General features: G+C 69.9%; 22 protein-coding genes. 11 read left to right on the plus strand and 11 right to left on the minus strand.

The window, feature by feature from the left end; all coding sequences use genetic code 11:
- Window positions 1-26 precede the first annotated feature (26 nt).
- Window positions 27-509, plus strand: coding sequence for a GNAT family N-acetyltransferase (locus AC0AIB_RS11560; protein ID WP_465096585.1), 483 nt, complete (start codon window positions 27-29; stop codon window positions 507-509).
- A gap of 63 nt (window positions 510-572) precedes the next feature.
- Window positions 573-1280, plus strand: a complete 708-nt coding sequence (locus AC0AIB_RS11565) for a creatininase family protein (protein WP_465096664.1) — start codon at window positions 573-575, stop codon at window positions 1278-1280.
- Between the two features lie 102 nt (window positions 1281-1382).
- Here the strand turns inward: AC0AIB_RS11565 and AC0AIB_RS11570 are convergent, their stop codons facing one another.
- The gene (locus AC0AIB_RS11570; RefSeq protein ID WP_465096586.1) at window positions 1383-1619 is read right to left on the minus strand and encodes a cold shock domain-containing protein; all 237 of its coding nucleotides are present in this window, start codon (window positions 1617-1619) and stop codon (window positions 1383-1385) included.
- 72 nt (window positions 1620-1691) lie between these two features.
- On the opposite strand from AC0AIB_RS11570, the gene hisG reads away from it, so the two are divergent.
- Window positions 1692-2564 (plus strand): ATP phosphoribosyltransferase, encoded by an 873-nt coding sequence (gene hisG, locus AC0AIB_RS11575; RefSeq protein ID WP_465096587.1) that lies wholly within the window; start codon window positions 1692-1694, stop codon window positions 2562-2564.
- Window positions 2565-2634: 70 nt separating this feature from the next.
- Window positions 2635-3114: a PPC domain-containing DNA-binding protein gene (locus tag AC0AIB_RS11580; RefSeq protein ID WP_465096588.1), complete on the plus strand. Its 480-nt coding sequence runs from the start codon at window positions 2635-2637 to the stop codon at window positions 3112-3114.
- 496 nt (window positions 3115-3610) lie between these two features.
- Here the strand turns inward: AC0AIB_RS11580 and speD are convergent, their stop codons facing one another.
- The 10 genes from speD to AC0AIB_RS11630 form a co-directional block, all read right to left on the minus strand.
- Entirely contained in the window at window positions 3611-3964 is a 354-nt protein-coding gene (gene speD / locus AC0AIB_RS11585) for an S-adenosylmethionine decarboxylase (RefSeq protein WP_465096589.1), read from the minus strand.
- Between the two features lie 13 nt (window positions 3965-3977).
- A complete protein-coding gene (locus AC0AIB_RS11590) occupies window positions 3978-5102 on the minus strand; it encodes a hypothetical protein (protein WP_465096590.1) in 1125 nt (374 codons plus the stop codon).
- Window positions 5099-5776, minus strand: a complete 678-nt coding sequence (locus AC0AIB_RS11595) for a class I SAM-dependent methyltransferase (RefSeq protein WP_465096591.1) — start codon at window positions 5774-5776, stop codon at window positions 5099-5101. The genes AC0AIB_RS11590 and AC0AIB_RS11595 overlap by 4 nt, the downstream gene beginning before the upstream one ends.
- Window positions 5773-6513 carry a class I SAM-dependent methyltransferase gene (locus tag AC0AIB_RS11600; protein ID WP_465096592.1) on the minus strand — a complete coding sequence of 247 codons (741 nt, stop codon included), beginning with the start codon at window positions 6511-6513 and terminating at the stop codon, window positions 5773-5775. Before AC0AIB_RS11600 ends, AC0AIB_RS11595 begins: the two co-directional genes overlap by 4 nt.
- Window positions 6510-7613, minus strand: a complete 1104-nt coding sequence (locus AC0AIB_RS11605; protein WP_465096593.1) for a Rossmann-fold NAD(P)-binding domain-containing protein — start codon at window positions 7611-7613, stop codon at window positions 6510-6512. Before AC0AIB_RS11605 ends, AC0AIB_RS11600 begins: the two co-directional genes overlap by 4 nt.
- 136 nt (window positions 7614-7749) lie before the next feature.
- Window positions 7750-8934, minus strand: a complete 1185-nt coding sequence (locus AC0AIB_RS11610; protein WP_465096594.1) for a M20 family metallopeptidase — start codon at window positions 8932-8934, stop codon at window positions 7750-7752.
- Entirely contained in the window at window positions 8931-9725 is a 795-nt protein-coding gene (locus tag AC0AIB_RS11615) for a helix-turn-helix transcriptional regulator (protein ID WP_465096595.1), read from the minus strand. The genes AC0AIB_RS11610 and AC0AIB_RS11615 overlap by 4 nt, the downstream gene beginning before the upstream one ends.
- Before the next feature lie 26 nt (window positions 9726-9751).
- Entirely contained in the window at window positions 9752-10273 is a 522-nt protein-coding gene (locus AC0AIB_RS11620; RefSeq protein ID WP_465096665.1) for an ASCH domain-containing protein, read from the minus strand.
- Between the two features lie 155 nt (window positions 10274-10428).
- Window positions 10429-11097 (minus strand): 2'-5' RNA ligase family protein, encoded by a 669-nt coding sequence (locus tag AC0AIB_RS11625; RefSeq protein WP_465096596.1) that lies wholly within the window; start codon window positions 11095-11097, stop codon window positions 10429-10431.
- The gene (locus AC0AIB_RS11630; RefSeq protein WP_465096597.1) at window positions 11094-12386 is read right to left on the minus strand and encodes a helix-turn-helix domain-containing protein; all 1293 of its coding nucleotides are present in this window, start codon (window positions 12384-12386) and stop codon (window positions 11094-11096) included. The genes AC0AIB_RS11625 and AC0AIB_RS11630 overlap by 4 nt, the downstream gene beginning before the upstream one ends.
- A gap of 245 nt (window positions 12387-12631) precedes the next feature.
- On the opposite strand from AC0AIB_RS11630, the gene AC0AIB_RS11635 reads away from it, so the two are divergent.
- From AC0AIB_RS11635 to AC0AIB_RS11665, 7 genes are all read left to right on the plus strand, one after another.
- The gene (locus tag AC0AIB_RS11635; RefSeq protein WP_465096598.1) at window positions 12632-13114 is read left to right on the plus strand and encodes an NUDIX domain-containing protein; all 483 of its coding nucleotides are present in this window, start codon (window positions 12632-12634) and stop codon (window positions 13112-13114) included.
- Window positions 13115-13259: 145 nt separating this feature from the next.
- Window positions 13260-15227 (plus strand): ABC transporter ATP-binding protein, encoded by a 1968-nt coding sequence (locus AC0AIB_RS11640; RefSeq protein ID WP_465096599.1) that lies wholly within the window; start codon window positions 13260-13262, stop codon window positions 15225-15227.
- A gap of 11 nt (window positions 15228-15238) precedes the next feature.
- Complete coding sequence (locus tag AC0AIB_RS11645; RefSeq protein WP_465096600.1) at window positions 15239-15859, plus strand: AAA family ATPase; 621 nt, start codon at window positions 15239-15241, stop codon at window positions 15857-15859.
- Between the two features lie 136 nt (window positions 15860-15995).
- Entirely contained in the window at window positions 15996-16319 is a 324-nt protein-coding gene (locus AC0AIB_RS11650) for a TSCPD domain-containing protein (RefSeq protein WP_465096601.1), read from the plus strand.
- Window positions 16316-16954, plus strand: coding sequence for a nucleotidyltransferase family protein (locus AC0AIB_RS11655; RefSeq protein WP_465096602.1), 639 nt, complete (start codon window positions 16316-16318; stop codon window positions 16952-16954). The genes AC0AIB_RS11650 and AC0AIB_RS11655 overlap by 4 nt, the downstream gene beginning before the upstream one ends.
- Window positions 16951-17559, plus strand: a complete 609-nt coding sequence (locus AC0AIB_RS11660) for a hypothetical protein (protein ID WP_465096603.1) — start codon at window positions 16951-16953, stop codon at window positions 17557-17559. The genes AC0AIB_RS11655 and AC0AIB_RS11660 overlap by 4 nt, the downstream gene beginning before the upstream one ends.
- On the plus strand, window positions 17511-17774 hold the full coding sequence (locus AC0AIB_RS11665) for a hypothetical protein (RefSeq protein ID WP_465096666.1): 264 nt from the start codon (window positions 17511-17513) through the stop codon (window positions 17772-17774). The genes AC0AIB_RS11660 and AC0AIB_RS11665 overlap by 49 nt, the downstream gene beginning before the upstream one ends.
- The last annotated feature ends 140 nt before the right edge of the window (window positions 17775-17914 follow it).

Genomic DNA, 17914 nt, shown 5'->3' on the forward strand with positions numbered 1-17914 from the left:
ACCACTCCGACAGGAAGGACACAGTCGTGACCACGGTCGTAGCCGCCGAACCCGTCCATGTCGACGCGATCGCCGCACTTCTCGAAGAGTTGCACACCTTCTACGGCGAGACCGAGGTCGAGCCCCGTGACGTGCGGATCCGTCAGATCACCGAGGCGCTCTTCGGCGACCCGCCCTTGGCCCACGCTGTGCTCGTCGAGGACACGCAGGCACTCGTCGGGCTGGCGACGTACTCCTTCCTGTGGCCAGCCGCCGGCCTCACCCGCTCGCTCTACCTGAAGGAGCTGTACGTGGCGGAGGCGGCCAGGGGGCAGGGCCTGGGAACGCTGCTCATGGACAGTCTGGTCGGGGTGGCCGTCGCGAACTCCTGCAGCCGGATCGAGTGGACCACCGATCGGGACAACACGCAGGCACAGCGCTTCTACGACAAGATCGGTGTCGCGCAGCGCGGCGACAAGATCTTCTACCGACTTGAGGGCCAACTGCGTCCAGCGGCAGATGCCAGGTGACCTCGTGGCGGTAGCGTCGCTGACCATGACGGATACGGGGGATGCGGGGTGAACCCGGGATTCATGACCACGGCGACGACCACGGAAGAGGCCACCCGACGCGCGGATGTCGCGGTGCTGCCGGTGGGCAGTTTCGAGCAGCACGGCGATCACCTGCCCCTGCTGACGGACACGATCGTCGCCTGCGCCATCTCGAAGGCCGCAGCCGCCGCATACGACCTGATGCTCCTGCCGCCGGTGACCATCAGTTGCTCGCAGGAACACACCGGCTGGCCCGGCTCGGTGAGTATCCGCTCGTCCACCCTGGCCCGCATCGTCACCGACGTCGCCGAATCCCTGCGCGGCTCGGGTGTCGATCGGTTGGTCGTGGTCAACGGTCACGGCGGGAACTACGTCCTGTCGAACGTCGTGCAGGAAGCCAACGTCGGCGGACGCCGCATGGCGCTGTACCCACGCCGGGAGGACTGGGAGACCGCCCGCCGGCAGGCAGGGCTGGACAGCAGCGGCCACGACGACATGCACGCCGGGGAGATCGAAACCTCCCTGCTGCTGCATCTGTGCCCCGAACTCGTCCGCGACAGCCATCGGGCAGCTGATCACCGCGTCGAGCGTCCGGACCTCCTCGTTGTCGGGATGCGCGGCTACACCGACACCGGGGTCATCGGCGCACCATCCCTCGCCACCGCCAGCAAGGGAAAGGCGGTCCTGGACAGCCTGACCGCCTCGTTCGCGAGCACCCTCGCCGTGCTCCGAGACCCTGCACAGCACTGAACGACCTCTGGGTAAGGATCGAGGCGCGTTCGATGGAGCGAGGCCCGGCGTACGCGGCGTCGGCGTTCGTTCATATTGCCGCGCGGGCACGTGGTGGCCGTGCTACAGGGTGGTGACGTCGATCGCCCGGGCGGGGTAGCCGTCCTGGCCCGGAACCTCGTAGTGGCCTCGCACCCGCTGGCCCGGTGCGAGGCTGCGGTACTCGTTCGGGCCGGCGACAATGTGCGAGTAATGCACCCAGACGGTCAGGTCGACGTGATCGAGGGCGACGGTCCCCCAACCTTCTTCGGAGCGCCAGGTCTTCACCACGCCGGTGTCCTGTAGGCCCTGATCACTCATACGCATGAAGGTATCGGCTCGGCGAGGGCCGGGCACGGGATCTGCCCCGGCTGGGATGCCATGATGTGGGACATGTCTGTGACTCCGTTGCGGGTGGCCGTGCCGAATAAGGGATCGTTGAGTGAGGCGGCGTTCAAGCTGCTGACCGATGCCGGCTACCTGGTCCATCGGGGCAATGGCAGGGAATTGCAGTGCAATGATCCCGAGAACAACATGACGTTCTTTTTCCAGCGGCCTCGTGACATCGCGGTGTACGTCGGATCGGGTGCCCTCGACGTGGGTGTCACCGGGTTGGATCTGCTTCTGGACTCGGGTGCCCCGGCCAGTGAGGTGCTGCGGTTGGGGTTCTCGCGGTCGCGGTTCCACTTCGCGGCCCGACCGGACGGCCCGCAGCGGCTTGCTGACCTGTCGGGGTTGAGTGTGGCCACCAGTTACCCGACTCTGGTCGGGAAGTACCTGGCCGAAGCCGGGGTGAGTGTGTCGTTGGTGAAGCTCGACGGGGCGGTGGAGAACGCGATCAGTCTGGGGCTGGCTGACGCTATCGCCGATGTCGTGGAGACGGGCACGTCGTTGCAGAACTGTGGGCTGGTGACGTTCGGTGAGCCGTTGATGGAGTCGGAGGCGGTGCTGATCCGCAGTGAGGCGTCCCGGAGGTCGGAGCGGGCGGCTGGGGCGATCGACGCGCTCGTGCAGCGGCTGGAGGGTGTGCTGACCGCCCGCCGGTATGTGATGGTCGAGTACGACTGCCCGGCCGAGGCCCTGGACGCGGCGTGCGCGTTGACTCCCGGGATCGAGGGGCCGACGGTGTCGCCGTTGGCGCGTGAGGGTTGGATGGCGGTCCGGGCGATGGTCCCGAGGGCCGGAGTGCAGCGGACGATGGACGGTCTGAAGCGGGCCGGAGCGCGGGCGATCCTGGTCACCCCGCTGGAGGCGTGCCGGATGTAGCTACTGGTGGTGCGTGCGCCCTGGCCCAGCGCCCTCGACAGCGATAGCCAACCGGAGACGAGCACAACGCATGCATAGCCACGAACTCACCCCAGGCCGGATGATCGGCGTCGTCCTCGACCACGGCGACGACTTCTTTACCGCCCTCACCGACACCTGCCGTGCACACGGCATCAAGCAGGGCTACATCCCCGTCTTCATCGCCGGCCTCAGCACCGCGAGGATCGTCGGCACCTGTCAGCGGCTCGACAACCCTGACGCCCCGGTCTGGTCCCACGTCGACCTGACCAACGTTGAGGCGCTCGGTGGCGGCACCATCGCCTGGGACGAGAGCACCCAGACGATCAAGCCCCACATCCACATCACGGTCGGACTGAAGGAACACAGCGCGACGGCCCACACCAGCCACCTGTTGGATGCCACGGTCCAGTTCCTCACCGAGATGCTCATCATCGAGATCAGCTCGCCGGCGATGAGCCGCCTACCGAACTCGGGCCTGTACGACGTGCCACAACTGCGGTTCGGCCAACGAGGCGGCACCGAGACATAGCCCTACGCGGACGGCCCTGCCGGCGGCGCGTCGTCCCCTGAGGGCAGACCGCAGGTAGCAGACCGGGGTCTCCGCGCCGCGGCAACGGCGCGTGCCCATGCTACGTAGTGCTCGTCGCCTGGTCGGTGACCTGCTCACCCTTGCACGACGCGCCGTCACCGTCGTGTTTGGTGTTCGACGCCGTTCAGTCCCTGCGACGGCACTGTGGCTGCAGTCCGGCGAGAGTCCTCCTAGCGCATCCTTGGTCGGGTCGTTCGCCGTCGAATGCCCTCACCGGGTGTCGTCGGGCCTCCGGCGTCCGGTCTTACCACCGGCCGTCCGGGGTGAGGGGAGCATCGGAGAAGGCTCCCAGCGCCGCGTGGCTGGTCTGAGTGGCAACGTAGACGAATCCGAGGTGACCCGCGATCGGCGGCATGGGGATGTCCGCACGGTCGTGGACGCAACCCGCAACGGCCCGAAGCACGGTCCCCGGGCCGCTACGGGTTGGGAGGCAGTCTTAAACGCCGGCCGGGCTGGGTAGCGGTAGCCGGGGTACCCGGCTGGCCAGCGTCACGGTGCCATCGAGCAGTTCGAGGATCGGCCGGACTGCGGTGTCCGGGTCGCTGTCCGCTCGGCAGGTGAAGATGTCGACGTGCGCCAGCGTGAACTCCGGCCAGGTGGTCACGACGATGTGTGACTCGGCGAGCACCAGTACACAGGTGACGCCGTGTGGCTGGAAGGGCTCGATCAGTTCCGAGCGGGGCATGTTGCCCAGTAGCCGGCAGGTTTCGCGCATGGCGGTCATGATGTGTGCTGGGCTGACCTGGGACACCCGGTGGCAGTTGGTGAGATCGTAGACGGCGTGGATCACCGGGGGCCTCGATTCAGGCGGCGCAGGGCGCGGAACGGGCGGTGAGGTGGTCGTCCAGCAGGGCGGCGAAGTAGTCGACGGTGTAGCTGCGGTGTAGGCGACGGGGTTCGGTGGCCCACCGGTTGACCTCGGTCCACAGTGTGTCGAGTACTCGGTCGCCGTGCTCGGCCAACAGGACGTCGAGATTGAGGAACAACTCCGGCAGGCCGGCGTAGGCGCCTTTGGCGACGTAGAGGCTCTTCGACAGTTTCCCGCCGGTGTGGTCGACGACGAGCGGCGTGAACACGGAGATCGGCCAGTCGCGCGATGGTATGCCGAGGGTTGCCAGGCCCGGGGCGAGGACATGTCCGTGCCAGGCGCCGCCCCAGTCGGCGCCGTCGACGGAGACGGAGCATGCGTCGTAGAGTTCCCGTTCGGCGGCCAGGAGGAAGCCCTTCTGGATTGACCGGACCGGGGTGTTCGCGTCGTACCAGCCGCCGCCTTCCACCGGTAGATGCTCCTGGTAGGGGCCGTGGTCGGGGCAGGCGCTGTCGAGCCGTACGGCGTCGGGCAGTGCGGTGATCCGCAGGCGCTTGCCGGCCTTCTCCATCAGCTGGCAGGCAGGGCAGCGGGGGCGGACCTTGACGATGCCGTCGCTGGGCGCGCAGATCGGGGCGAACGCGTCGACCTGCTGGGCCATGCGGTGGAGGCACTCCCGGACCGGACGCAAGTTCTGGTAGACGGCGTACGGGCGGAGTTCGTACGGCACTCCTGAGCGGTCGCGGGCCCAGTCCAGCAGCCGGCGGAAACCGTCGGTGCGTTGGGTGCCGTCGAGGCGGCCGGCGTCGATGAGGTCGCCGACGGTGCGGGTGTAGTGCTCGCCGTCGCGTTCCAGGTGCTCGGCGGGTGCGTTTTCGAGGGCGTCGAAGACGACGGTGGGGGGCAGTCCCAGGTCGTCGGCGGCGTGGGCGGCGAACGCGAACACGGTGAGGATGGTGACGGTGGTGCCGAAGTGCGGCACCCCGTTGAGTTGGGCGGCGGTGGTGACGCGCAGCGTGGACCGGCCGGTCGCGGCGGCGCGCAGCAGATCAGCGTTGCGGTGGGTGAGATGAGCGATGCCGACCGGGGCGAAGATGAGGTCGTCGCTGGGGGTGGTCACTGCTTCCTCCCGAGGTAGAGCCACAGGCTGGGGAACTGCGGGTCGACGCTGGGCACGCGGCGCAGCAGGTGCGGGTGGATACCGGCGTCGGCGAACGCGCGGCGGTAGAGGTCTTCGGTCAGGGCTACCCGGTCGGCTTGGCGGGACGGCTCGGGCACCCAGTTCGCCCCCGCGCACCAGCCACCCGACGTGAGTGGTTCGTGGGCACGGCGCCAGGTGTGGATGAAGTGCTCGGGTGACTCGGTGAGGCCGAGAAGGCCGAACTGAGTCAGCAGGTCGGTGGTGTCGGGGGCGAGGGGCAGCGCGGGGGCGCCGAGGCAGTCCGCGACGACCGTGCCGGCCAGGGATCGACATCGGGTGGTGTAGTCGTCCCGGGTGCGGTCGCAGAGTCTCAGGGCCGTCGCGTACGCGGGCCGGGGCTCTTCCTGGGCGGCGTAGCGCGACAGGATGGCCAGCCGGTTCGGATCGACGTCGACCGCGATGAGGTGGTCCGCGGCGAGGGGGATGGACCACAGCAGCGACTCCGAGCCGGACCCGAGATCGCACCAGGTGCGTACGGCCGGCACGTCGGCCAGCGTGGCGAGTACGTCCTCGGTGCCCATCCCGAACTCGAACTCGGCGTGGTAGTACCGGTCCCAGTACGCGTCGGCGGCGGCGATACTCCGTTCGGTCATGTTGGTGCTCCGGTGAGGACGACCTCGGTGAGCTGGCCGAGACCAGGCCGGTACGTGGCCACCGTCAGTCCCGCGACGGTCGCCGCGTGCGCGATCGACGCGCGGTCGGTCAGCCGCAGGGCGACGGTGTGCTCGTAGACGAGGGACCTGTCGCGGTGCAGCGTGAAGTCGACGCTGACCGTGGCGCCGTGGTGGCGTTGCCGCCGGCGACGCACCAGCGTGCCGCCGGCCGGGTCCGGGATACGCCGGTCGACGAACCAGGAGCCGCCGCGTAGCGGTTCGTAGAAGCCGCACGCCTCGACGGGCTCGCCGAGGAGGGCCTGTACCAGCACCTGCCCGCCGGGGGCCAGCACGCCGGCGAGCGTCCTCAGGATGTCGGGCAGGGGCTGGGTGTGGGCGAGTTGGTTCAGCGCGCCGTTCGGCATCACCGCCAGGTCCGCCAGCAGATGCTCGGCGGTGAGCGCTTCGAGCCGCGCGTGCACGAAGCTGACGTCCGGGATGCCCGCGGCGCTGTCCGCTGCGGCGGTGAGCATTTCCTCGCTGGCGTCGACGAGCACCGTCCGGCATCCGGCGTCGGCGTACGCGCGCACGTAGTGCCCGGTGCCGCTGGGGATCTCGGCCACGGTCATCCCGGGCCGGAGCAACGTGTCGAGCAGTTGGGGCGCTGTCAGCCCGGCGGCCACTTCCGCCGCGTACGTCCCGGCCCGGCCGGCGTACCCGGGCGGCGCGGCGGTCACTGTGCCATCCCGTAGAAGCGGGCGTGCTGGAGGATCACCGGGTGCACCAGCGCGCCCTCGGCGGTGATCTGCGCCGACCGCACTGTCGGGTCGTCCCGGCCGCGTAGCACCGTCTCGGCGAGGCGGAGCAGGTACGGCGCGGCGTTCGCGGCGTATGCGGTGCTGGCGGTGACCGGTACCAGGGCGGGCCACACGTCGACCTTGACGTGCAGGACGCCCTGGACGATCTTCGGTGGGTCGCCCGCCTTCTGCACTGGGCCGGCGGTCGGAAGGTAACCTGGCCCGTAGCCGCAGGTGGCGTCGACGATCACCGCGCCGGTTCGCATGCTGGCCAGGTCGTTGACGTCGATCATGGGCGGGGTGTCGTAGGTCGAGATGAGGACGGCCCCGATCACGAGGTCGGCGCTGGCCAGGCACTCGCGCAGCACCGGACGCTCGTTGACGAGGACCGTGACGTCGGCGGGAGCCTCTGCCTGGTACGCGTCGCGGGACTCGGGTCCGCTGGTGAGTGCGGTGACGAACCCTCCGAGTTGCGCGGCGGTGAGGGCGGCTGCGCGGCCGACGTTGCCGCTGCCGATCACCATGACGTTGGCTGGCGCGGCGCCGGGGATACCGCCGAGGAGGATGCCGCGCCCGGCCGGGTGCTGCAACGCCTGCACGCCGGCCAGCACAGCTTGGATTCCGGCGATCTGCCCGCCCGGGCGACCGAGGGGGAATCGGCCGCTTTCGGCCAGGAACTCGTAGCTCCATGCGGTCGCGCCGCTGGCGGCGAGGGCGGTGAGCAGCTTCAGGTCGCCCTCGGCGTGGAAGAGCGCACCGATGTGCTGGCCGGAGCTGAGACGGGCGAGGTCGCGCGGGTCGGGTGACTTGTAGCGCAGCACCAGCGGCGCCGCCCACACCTCGTCGGTCGGGCAGAGCCGCACGCCGGCTTGGCGGTAGGCGTCGTCGTCTAGGAATATGCCCGTGCCGACGCCGGGTTCGGCAACGACGTCGAAGCCAGCTTCGGTGAGAGAGCCGGCGAGCGCTGGGGTCAGAATGGTCCGGCGGTCGCTTCCACTTTCACAGGGAAAGCCGATGGTCTGCGGGGGGTGATGGGTCACAGTGGATGACCTCCCGATGAGTGCCCGACTGGTAGTGGAACCATCACCTGGAGTGGCTGCGGGAGCCAGTTCACTGTTGTCGTCGCGCTGTCGACCGGTTGTTCACCCGCTGCTGACGAGGCCGCGAAAGCGCAGATCAGCGTGGTGTGAGCAGGCGAAGAAGTGTCCGATGGTAGACAGCCTGCACCGGTGGGATGGAAGCTAGCCGGATGCGCTCGTCCGTACCGTGCAGCCCTTCGTAGTCCACACCGAACCCGGCGGTGGCCGGGATGCCGAGACCTGCGAGGTAGTTCCCGATGTTCGACGGGCCGGCGATCTTCGGCGTCGGAGCGAGTCCGTAGTGTCCGGCTGATTCGACCAGTTCGCGCACCATCGGTGTGGTGGCGGGCAGGGCGTACGGCGGCCATCTGGTGGTGATCTCGACGTGGGTCGGGGCGGTGTCCGGCCACGCACGGTCGATCGCCTGCACGCACTCGCGCAGCAGCGCTTCGCCAGCGTGGTGGTCGAGGGCGGGCGTCAGCCGCACGTCGATGTTGAGCGTGCACAGATCGGGCACGACAGAGTATCCCTCGCCACCGCTCACGGCGGTCACGGTGAGCTTGGGCGCGGGCGGAAACCCGTCGCTGGGCCCGGGAAGCTGCGCGGTTTCCAGCCCTCGAATCAGGGCGGCGGCCTTCACAATGGCGTTGGGAGTGGAGCGGCTACCCCCGGAGTGGCTGGAAACCCCGTGTACGTGCAGGCGGGCGCGGAGGACGCCCCGGCCGCCGACGACGATGTGCTCACCACCCGGATAGCCGATCATCACACCGTCGACGGAGCCGGCGTCGCGGAAGTACGCCTTTGCTCCCCCGAACGCGCCCGTGTGCTCATCGACGTCGAACAGCAGCACCGCCGTGCCGCATAGCTGCTCAGCGGCGGCGGCCAAGCGTAGGCCGATGTGCGAGAAGACCGCGACGGCTACCTTGGAGTCGGCCGCGCCGCGTCCGTACAGCCAGGCATCCACCGTGGTCGCCGACGCGGGCGGGTACGTCCACGCAGCCTCGTCACCGAACGGCGCGGTATCCAGGCAGGCGTCGAGCACGTACCGCGGCCCCGGCCGAGCACCAGCGATCTCAACCACCAAGGCGACCGGCTCGCCGCCTTGGCCGTTCAGCCGGCGCGCGGGAAGCCCGCGCTCGCCCATCCAGGCACCAAGGTAGTCGAGTGCAGGGCCATACGGGTCGATACCGCCCCGGCTCGGCAGCCGGACCAAATCCGTCGTCAGAGCAGCGACGGACCCGTAGTCTTCCTGCGCGGCCCGCCACACCGGATCCTGGCTCACCGGTCCTCCCGCTCCCGCAGCACGTCCAACGCCTGGATGTCGGCCACCGTCTCGATGCGTCGAGCGGCAGCGTACGCCTGCCGGCCGTGGTCGAGCAGCCGTGAGGCCGGCCCCGCCCCCAGAAGCACCCCAGAGTCGAACGCCTCGTGGGACGTCAGCGAAGGGATAGGCACCACCGCGGCCCGTTCGCTGGCGACGAAGAACCGCTCCGGTGCCAGCGGATCCTCATCGATGCCCAGGTTCAGCGTCTTCACACCGAGGCTCCGATCGCGCGGGTCGCGCAGCTCCAGCAACCGCAGCAGGTGATCCCAGAGCACCCGGTAGTGCGGCGGGCCGTGCAGGACGCGGTAGAAGATCAGGGCCGGGCTGGCGGCGAGAGCCGCTTCGATCGCCTGCAGGTAACCGCCGTTACGCGAACGGGAGCCGGTGACGACCAGACACTCCCGGGCCTCCGCGACAACGGTCACCATCGCCTCGTGCAGATCGGCGTACCGTGCCAGCAGCACAGGGCCCTCGCCGGCCGCGGTGAGTTGTTGGTCCTGGTGGACGAACAACTCGTCGATGCTCTTGCCGTAGATGGCGCACAGCGTCTTGCGGTGGGCGTGGCTGGTCGTATGCCGTCCCAGCTCCCAACCGCTGATCATGGTCGGGGTGACGCCGGAGTGCCCGCCGGGCGTGCGCTGGTCGATCGCCTCGACGACGTTCTCCAGCGTCCATCCTCGCCCCAGGCGAGCCCGGCGTAGCGGCGACGGCTCCCGTGGGGTCGCCCGGCGACGAGCGATGATCTCCACCTCCCAGTCGTCTCGGCCGAGCGTCTCTAATGACCGGACACGGTCATCTCGCGGATAGGCGAGTCGGCCGTGACCTTGTCGCAGATGCTCAACAGGTCAGGATGCTGACGCAGCCTGGTGTACCCCTGCGGCGGCTGAAACGCACCCAGCTCAGTCCTTAGCTGCTCCAACGGCATCCCCGGATACTCCGCGACCCGCTGAATAGGGATCGCGAACGCCTGGTCCAGATCCCGTACGTACTCCCACACCGAGGCACCGTTGCCGACACGGGCCTGCTCGGCGATCTCGGCGATCCGCTGCGGCGCGTCCACGACGGCGGGCCCGAGGTCGATCACCGCGCTGAGGCGAGCGACCGGAGCGGTGAGGTAGACGTACCAGCGCACCGACTGACCCACCAAGAAGCGGCGCCGAAACTCGTGCCGCTTCTCGCCGGCCCAGATCAGGTCGTAGTACACCGGGTTCAGCGACATGAGCACCGGCTCACGCCTATCGCCCACCGGATCGTCGTCGTCGAACAGGCTGGGCTGCCCACTGCCGAAGAGATTCATCGTCACCCGATCCATACTGCGGTCACTCACGGTCGACATGCCATTGCCCGACCGGCGTGTCATTTCCTGCCGTGCCGAGGTGCTCACGATGATCCGGTCTTGAGTCGCCCTTGGTGTGGGGCTGAGATGGCCCCTTGATGTCCTGACGGGCGGCGTCATCCATTCAGAGGCGCGGTTGCCATGGTCGACCATTGGTAGGTGCGGTCTTCTCTGCGTAGTGCGATCAGTGAGACCTCGCCGATAGTTGCCCGTACTGGGGGTAGGTGTCGCAGTTCGGCCAGTCGGGCGCGGATCGGCGCGGTGGGCGTGGGCGCGCCGCTGTAGGCGATGGTGACGTGGGGCCGGAACCCGTCGGCTGGTTCGGGAACGGTGGGCCACACTGCGGCGATCGCGGCCCGGACAGCAGCGCGTACTCGTTCGACGGCGACCCAGGGTTGGACGAGCAGGCCGATGCCTTCGGCGTCAGGGTCAACGGGTCCGAGGGACAGCTTCAGCGGTGGCAGGGCGGCGCACCGTTGGCGGGCTTCGGCGACGATCGCGTCGATGTCGTTGTCGGGTACTTCGTCGGTGAAGCCGATGCCCTGGGTGGTCAGGTGCAGGCCGTCGAGCGGTACCAGGTCCAACCCGGGCAGCGGGGCGAGTTGCTGTTGAAGGTCGGTGACGTGGTGGTGGAGGGCGGGCTGCTGTTGGAAGGTGAGGTGCCAGGTGTAGAAGTGGCGGCCGGCGTGCCAGCCGGGACGCCAGTACCAGTGCTCGGTGAGGGTGGGCAGGTTCTGGTAGGCGGTCCACCGTTGCCGCAGGCTGGTCATCTCCCGGCTGCTCATGTCGGCGATCGTAGGCCCGCTGGTGGCGCGGTGCGGGGGTGTGTGCGGTCGGCGAGCAGGTCCGCGACGTCGCGTATCCGGGGGTGGTGGCGTAGGGGGTGGGCGGTGGTGAGGAACTGGTGGGTGCGTTGGTGGACGGATTCGAAGCGGTGCTCGGCGGTGAGTGCGAGCGCCTGCAACGCCAGCTCGGCGGCCTGTTCGGGGTCGCCGGCGTGGAGGTGGGCGGTGGCCAGGTCGAGGCGGCTGAGGGCTTGCGGGCCGCGTAGCTGGGCGGTGTCGAATGCGGCGATGGCGGTGGTCAGGTGCCCGGCGACGTCGTCGGTGTGGCCGATGGCAAGGTAGGCGGTCGCCGCGTTGGCCGCGGCCCGGGTGGGGCAGTACGGGCCGAGGGTGAGGCTGGTGCTGACCTGCCCGCCCGACGGATGCTCGGCCAGCAGGTCGAATGCCCGGCCGACAGCCCGGTCGACGCCGGCCCGGTCGCCGAGGTGGGCGAGGGCCCGCGCCTGTCCGTTGACGGTAAGGCGGATCCGGTGGGGGCCGGTGCCGGCGTGGCGGAGGCCGTCTTCGGCGTAGGCGAGCGCGTCGCGGTGGTTGCCGGTGTAGAAGGCGATCAGGCTCTGGGTGGCGCGGGCCCAGGCCTGGGTGTCGGGTTGTTGGGCGGCGTGGGCGAGGTCGAAGGCTTCGGCGGCGTAGGCGTGTGCGACGCGGAAGGCGCGCAGGTCCAGGGCGAGGGCGGCGAGGAGACCGGACAGGTGCGCGGCGGCGGTGTAGAGCCGGGCGCGTTGTGGCGGGTGCTGCCGGCCGGCCATCAGCTGGTCGACACAGGCCCGCAGTGGACGTAGCCGGGCGACGAGGGCGGATGGTGGGCAGCGTTCGTTGTCGGCGATCGCCTGCCGGACTTCGTCCTCCAGGTGCGTCAGCCGGGCGTCGTCGTCGGTGGCGGTGGTCAGCGCCGACCGGCGGGCGGTGATGGCGTCCTCGGGCTCCCACCACGCCGCCGCGCTGGTGCTGTCGGGGGATTCCGCCGGGCGGTGGCGGCGGTGGTGCAGGTCGGCGATGCGGTCGTACTCGGCGGTCAGCACACCTTCGGTGCGTAGCACGTGGTCGCAGCGGGTCCAGAACGGGCGTTCGGGATGCTGTCGGCCGGTTTCGGTGTTCGCCACTGAGCTGCGCCCGTACTGCACGAGCCGGGCGAGGCTGTGCTGGGTGTGGCCGGCCTCTTTGCGCAGGTGGGCGAGGTGGCGGCCGAGCGCGCGGCGGGCGGCGGTGATCTCGTCGTGGTCGACCATCGTTGCCACCCCCGGGTTGCCGCGGTCACGATGAGCGCACACCATAGCTGCCCCGGGTGACACTTTCCGAGCTGCCGGCGACGGCCTCGCCCGGCTGTCGGCGGTGGTTACGCGGGTTGCGACATCGCTGTCGGCAGGTCGGGGCGGCAGTGCTGGCGTTGTCGGGGTTGGTGTCGGAATCTGCCGACAATGTCGGCGCACGGCGCTGCGGGCGTGTCGCCCCTGCCGCGCCCTACCGTCTCCGCATGCCCTCCGGACGCCGCGACTTCACCGCCGATCTGCCCCGTAAGCGGATGGCCGCCGGGCTGCTGATCACCGACGCGGACGAGCGGGTTCTGCTGGTCGAACCCGTTTACAAGGCGGAGTGGGAGATCCCCGGTGGGTGCGTCGAGGCGGACGAGTCGCCGTACCAGGCCGCGATCCGGGAGTGCCGGGAGGAACTCGGCATGGACCTGACGCCAGGCCGCCTGCTCGTCGTGGACTGGGTACCGGCCCGCGACGGGCGCACCGAGGGCGTCATGGTCGTCTACGACGGCGGCACCCTCGACGCCACCGCGACGGAACGGATCGTGGTGCCGCCCGGCGAGTTGAAGGGCTGGGCGTGGTCCGACCCGCTACAGACCGCCCGGCGGTTACGGCCGCTGCTGGCCCGCCGGGTCGCCGAGGCGCTGCGCGCCCGCGCTGACGGGTGTTGCTACTACCTCGAAGACGGCGTCCGGGTCACCTGAACGTAGGCCGACCGGGGCCCTTCCTGCGGGAGACGCGTCTTCGGCGGCGCCAGCCGATATCACCGGCGGGGCCTGGGCGTCCCGCCGTCCGCCATCGAAACACCACCACCGTCGTTCACGCTGCCCACCTTCGGGAGGTACCGCCATGCCCAGAGCCGCTAACCCCGATCGGACGTCCGCCGGTTCCGAGCCGCAACGGGATTCGGTGCTGCCGGAGTTGCGGGAGATGTGGTGGGAGTCCGGGGTGCGGGCGCGGGCGCAGGCCGGCCTGTTCGCCGTGTTCTCCGAGTTGCCCCGCCTGGTGTGGGCCGCGCTCGTGGTGAGTTGGCGCGCCGACCGGGCACGGACGGTGGTGGTGGCGGGCACGACGGTCGGCGCGGGGGTGATGGCGGCGTTCGGGCTCCTCGCCGTGCAGCGGGTGCTGGTGGAGTTGTTCGCCGGTGGCCCGACCGCCGACAAGGTCACCGCCGCGCTGCCCGCCCTGGCCGCGCTCGCGGCGGTGACGGCGCTGCGCGCAGGCATGGCCACCGCGATGGGGTACGCGCAGAACGGCTTAACGCCGAAGGTGGACCGGGAGGTCGAACGTGGCCTGTTCGAGGTGACAACCGCGGTGCGGCTGGAAGCGTTCGACGCCGACGCCTTCGCCGACGACATGGAACGGGCCTCCCGCGGCGCGAACTCCACCACTGGGCTGGTGCAGGCGTCGATGAACCTGCTCGCTGGGCTCGCCGGTGTCCTCGCGGTCGCCGTCGCCGTCGTGGTGGTCCACCCGCTGCTCCTGCTGGCGCTGCTGGTGGCGACGGTGCCGAACGGGTGGGCGTCGCTGCGCGCCGGGCATCTGCGCTACCAGACCTACGCCGCCGGATCGGTACGTCGTCGGCGGTTGTGGCTGCTGCACCGGCTGATGGCCGAACGCGACTCCGCCCCCGAACTACGCTCCTACGGCCTGCGCGGGTTCCTACTCGACCAGTACGACCGGGTCATGGCCGTCGAAACCGACATCCAACTCGCCCTGGCCCGCAGGGTCACCACGACCACCACCGTCGGCGCGATGATCGGCGGGATCGCCACCACTGCCGTCTACGTACTCCTCGGCGTGCTACTCATCGACGGGCAGATCCCCCTCGCCGCCGCCGCGACCTGCGTCATCGCCGTCCAATCCGCGCAACGCTCCCTGGCGGTGGTCACGTTCCAGATCGACCGCGTCTACACCGAAGGGCAGCACTTCCGCGACTACACCGGCTTCATGACCCGCGCCACCGACTACCTGCCCACCCACACCGAACCGGACGCCAGCACGCCAGCCCCGGACCGACTGGCGGAGATCACCGTCGACGCGGTCAGCCTGCGCTACCCCGACCGCGACACCGCAGCCGTCGACGAAGTCAGCCTCACCATCGAGGCGGGGCAGACGGTGGCGTTCGTCGGGGAGAACGGCTCCGGCAAGTCCACCCTCGCCACCATGATCGCCACCCTGCGCACCCCCACCGGCGGCACCATCGGCTACAACGGCCGACCAGCCGACGACTGGGGCACCGACGCGCTACGGGCGAGGATCGGGGTCGTGACGCAGGAGTACCACAAGTGGCCGTTCACCGCCGCCACGAACATCGCCATCGGCGACATCGCCACCACGACCGAGCAGGGCCGCATCGAGGCCGCCGCCGACCGCGCCGTCGCCCATGACATGATCACCGAACTGCCCCACGGCTATGAGACGTTGCTCGACCGCACCTTCGCCGGCGGGCAGGACCTCTCCGGCGGCCAGTGGCAGCGCATCACCGCCGCGCGCGGGTTCCTGCGCGACGCCGACGTGCTGATCATGGACGAGCCGTCGTCCGCCCTCGACCCGCGCGCCGAGGACGCCCTTTTCCAGGCCATTCGGGACCGGCAGGGCCGTGGCATCACCATCCTGATCACCCACCGGCTGGCCAACGTCCGCCACGCCGACCGCATCTACGTCCTGCACCACGGCCGCCTCGTCGAGTCCGGCACCCACGAGCAGCTCATGAGCGCCGGCGGGCGGTACGCGGAGCTGTTCACCCTGCAAGCCGCCGGCTACGACACCACCGGGCCCGCCGCGACGGTGCCCCGCCAGACCGCCACCGCCTGACGGAGCACGCCATGACGACGCCGAACCCCACGAGACTCTCGCCGCCTTCGTTGGTGATCATTCGAGGGAACTCCGGCAGCGGGAAGACCACGACGGCCCGGGAGGTCCGGCTACGTTTCGGGCGCGGTGCGGCGCTGCTGGAACAGGACTACCTGCGTAGGACCGTGCTCAGGGAACACGACAGCGCCCGCATCGACCCGGTCGCCCCGACGTTCATCACCGCGACCGTCCGCACCGCCCTCGACCTGGGCTACCACGTCATCCTCGAAGGCATTCTGCACACGGAACGCTACGCGGTCGTGCTGCACCAGCTCATCGACGACCACTCCGGCCCGGTCGCGGTGTTCTACCTGGACGTGTCCTTCGACGAGACCGTCCGCCGCCACCTCGGCCGCGACGAGCCGATCCCCGTCACCCCCGACGAGATGCGCCACTGGTACACCCACCGCGACCTGCTCGACACCCCCGGGGAGACCGTCATCGGCGAGACCAGCACCTTCGAACAGACGGTCACCACGATCCTGTACACCAGCGGCCTCACCACCGCCATACCGCAGACGCCCTGCCCCCGACGATGCCCGCACTGCGCCCGCAAGGCCGACCAGACGACCACCGCGACGGATGCTCCTTGACACCGCGCCCGGACCGAAGCCATGAACACGAGACCTCGCCCTGGTCCGCCTCAACGCATCCAGGGCGTACCCAGCCAAGAAGGGAAGGACCGCACCGATGAGAGATACGCGGCCGACGTCTCGACGGACAACCGAGGTGACCAGCACGTTCGTGATCGATGGTGTTCCGGGACGGCTGACCACAGCCGTCGCGCCCAGCGGCGAACTCGGTCACGTCGACCTGCGGGTCGGTACACACGGCTCCACCCTGGCTGGGCTCACCGACGCCCTGTCCACCGCGATCACCACCGCACTCCACGCCGGAGCACCCCCAACCGTGTTCGTCGACGCCTTCCGCCGCACCCACTACATTCCGGCCGGCACCACCGGCGACCCAGACGTGCCCTACGCGACATCGCTGGGCGACTACCTCGCCCAGCGCCTGCGCCACAACCACCCCGACGGGCCGGAACGCCCATGACGGCGCTGCCCGCCGGCCGGGCCGACCCGGCAGACATCGAGCGCGGCGACGAGCTACGGGAACTGGTCAGGGCCGACGTGCCGCTGATGCGGGCGCTGGCCGTGGTGCGGGACTCGGGGCTGCTCGACGCGTGGATCGGCGCGGGTGTCCTACGCGACCTGGTCTGGGGACGCCGCTACGGCACCGGGTTCGACCTGCGCGCGGTGCGGGATGTGGACGTGGCGTTCTTCGACCCCGCCGACCTGAGCCGGGACAACGACGACCGGGCCACCACCCGGCTGGCCACCGCCGAGCCGGGCCTGCCATGGGAGGCGAAGAACCAGGCCGCCGTACACACCTGGTACCCGCGACGACTCGGCGGCCCGCCCGTCCCACCGTTTCGCGGCATCGCCGAGGCGGTCGCGACCTGGCCCGAGTACGCCACCGCCGTCGCGATCCACCTCGACCCGGACGACCACCTCGCGGTCTGCGCCCCGCACGGCCTCGACGATCTCCTCGACGGCGTGTGGCGACGCAACCCCACCCGCGTCAGCGAACAGACCTCCCACGAGCGGCTTGCCCGGCACCGGCCGGCGCAGCGGTGGCCGGGAGTCCACGTCATCACCGGCCCTCCCGCACTCGGGGAGGGCCGGTGACCGGGTTGTTCCTCGTCGACGGGCACCAACTGCTCTACCGCGCCTGGTTCGGATTCCCCGCCCGGATCACCAGCCGCGACAAGACCCGCGACCTGACCGGCGTGTTCGGGTTCCTCGCCCTCATGCGCAAAGCCCACCGCCTCCACGCACCCGACCACGAACTCGTCGTCGTCTTTGACGGCGAATACGCCGCCGCCCAACGCGCCGCCGCCGTGCCTGGTTACAAGGCGAACCGGGCTGGCGCCGACCACACCCCCATCACCGCACTACCCGACGTCAAACGAGCGCTCGACGTCGCAGCCGTCCACTGGACAGAGATCGACGAGATGGAAGGCGACGACATCATCGCCACCGCCACCACCAGCGCCGTCCAGACGGGCCGATCCGTCGTCTGCTACTCCAGCGACCGGGACTTCTACCAACTCCTACGGCCCGCCGTCACCGTCCTCACCCCCACCGCACCGTCATCACCGCCGCCGAGATCCACCGCCGCTATCGCATCCACCCCCGCCAGTGGCCCGACTACCGGGCACTCACCGGCGACCCCGCCGACAACATCCCCGGCATCTGCGGCATCGGCCCCACCACCGCCGCCACACTCCTGACCGACGGCTGGCACCTCGACCAACTCCCCAACAGCCCTCGACTCCGCAACCCACGCTGCCACCCCATCACCCACCAATGGACCCAGCTGCTCGCCTGGCGCGACGCCATCCGCCTGCGCACCGACATCCCACTCCCCGACACCCTGATCACCGGCCAGCCCACCGCACCCCTGCCCCACGCGGCCCACCTCCTCGACGAACTCCACCTCTGGTAACAACCCGATCCGGCCGGCCCGAATCGTTGGACCCAACGCCGGCAAAGTCGTCGGTGCAGCCACTGTCCGAAAGGAGTAATCCGCACCAGCAGTACCGATGGACGCCGGGATCGACCGCGCTGAAGGGCTGACAGCGCGCC

Source organism: Micromonospora sp. DSM 43699 (assembly GCF_055517075.1).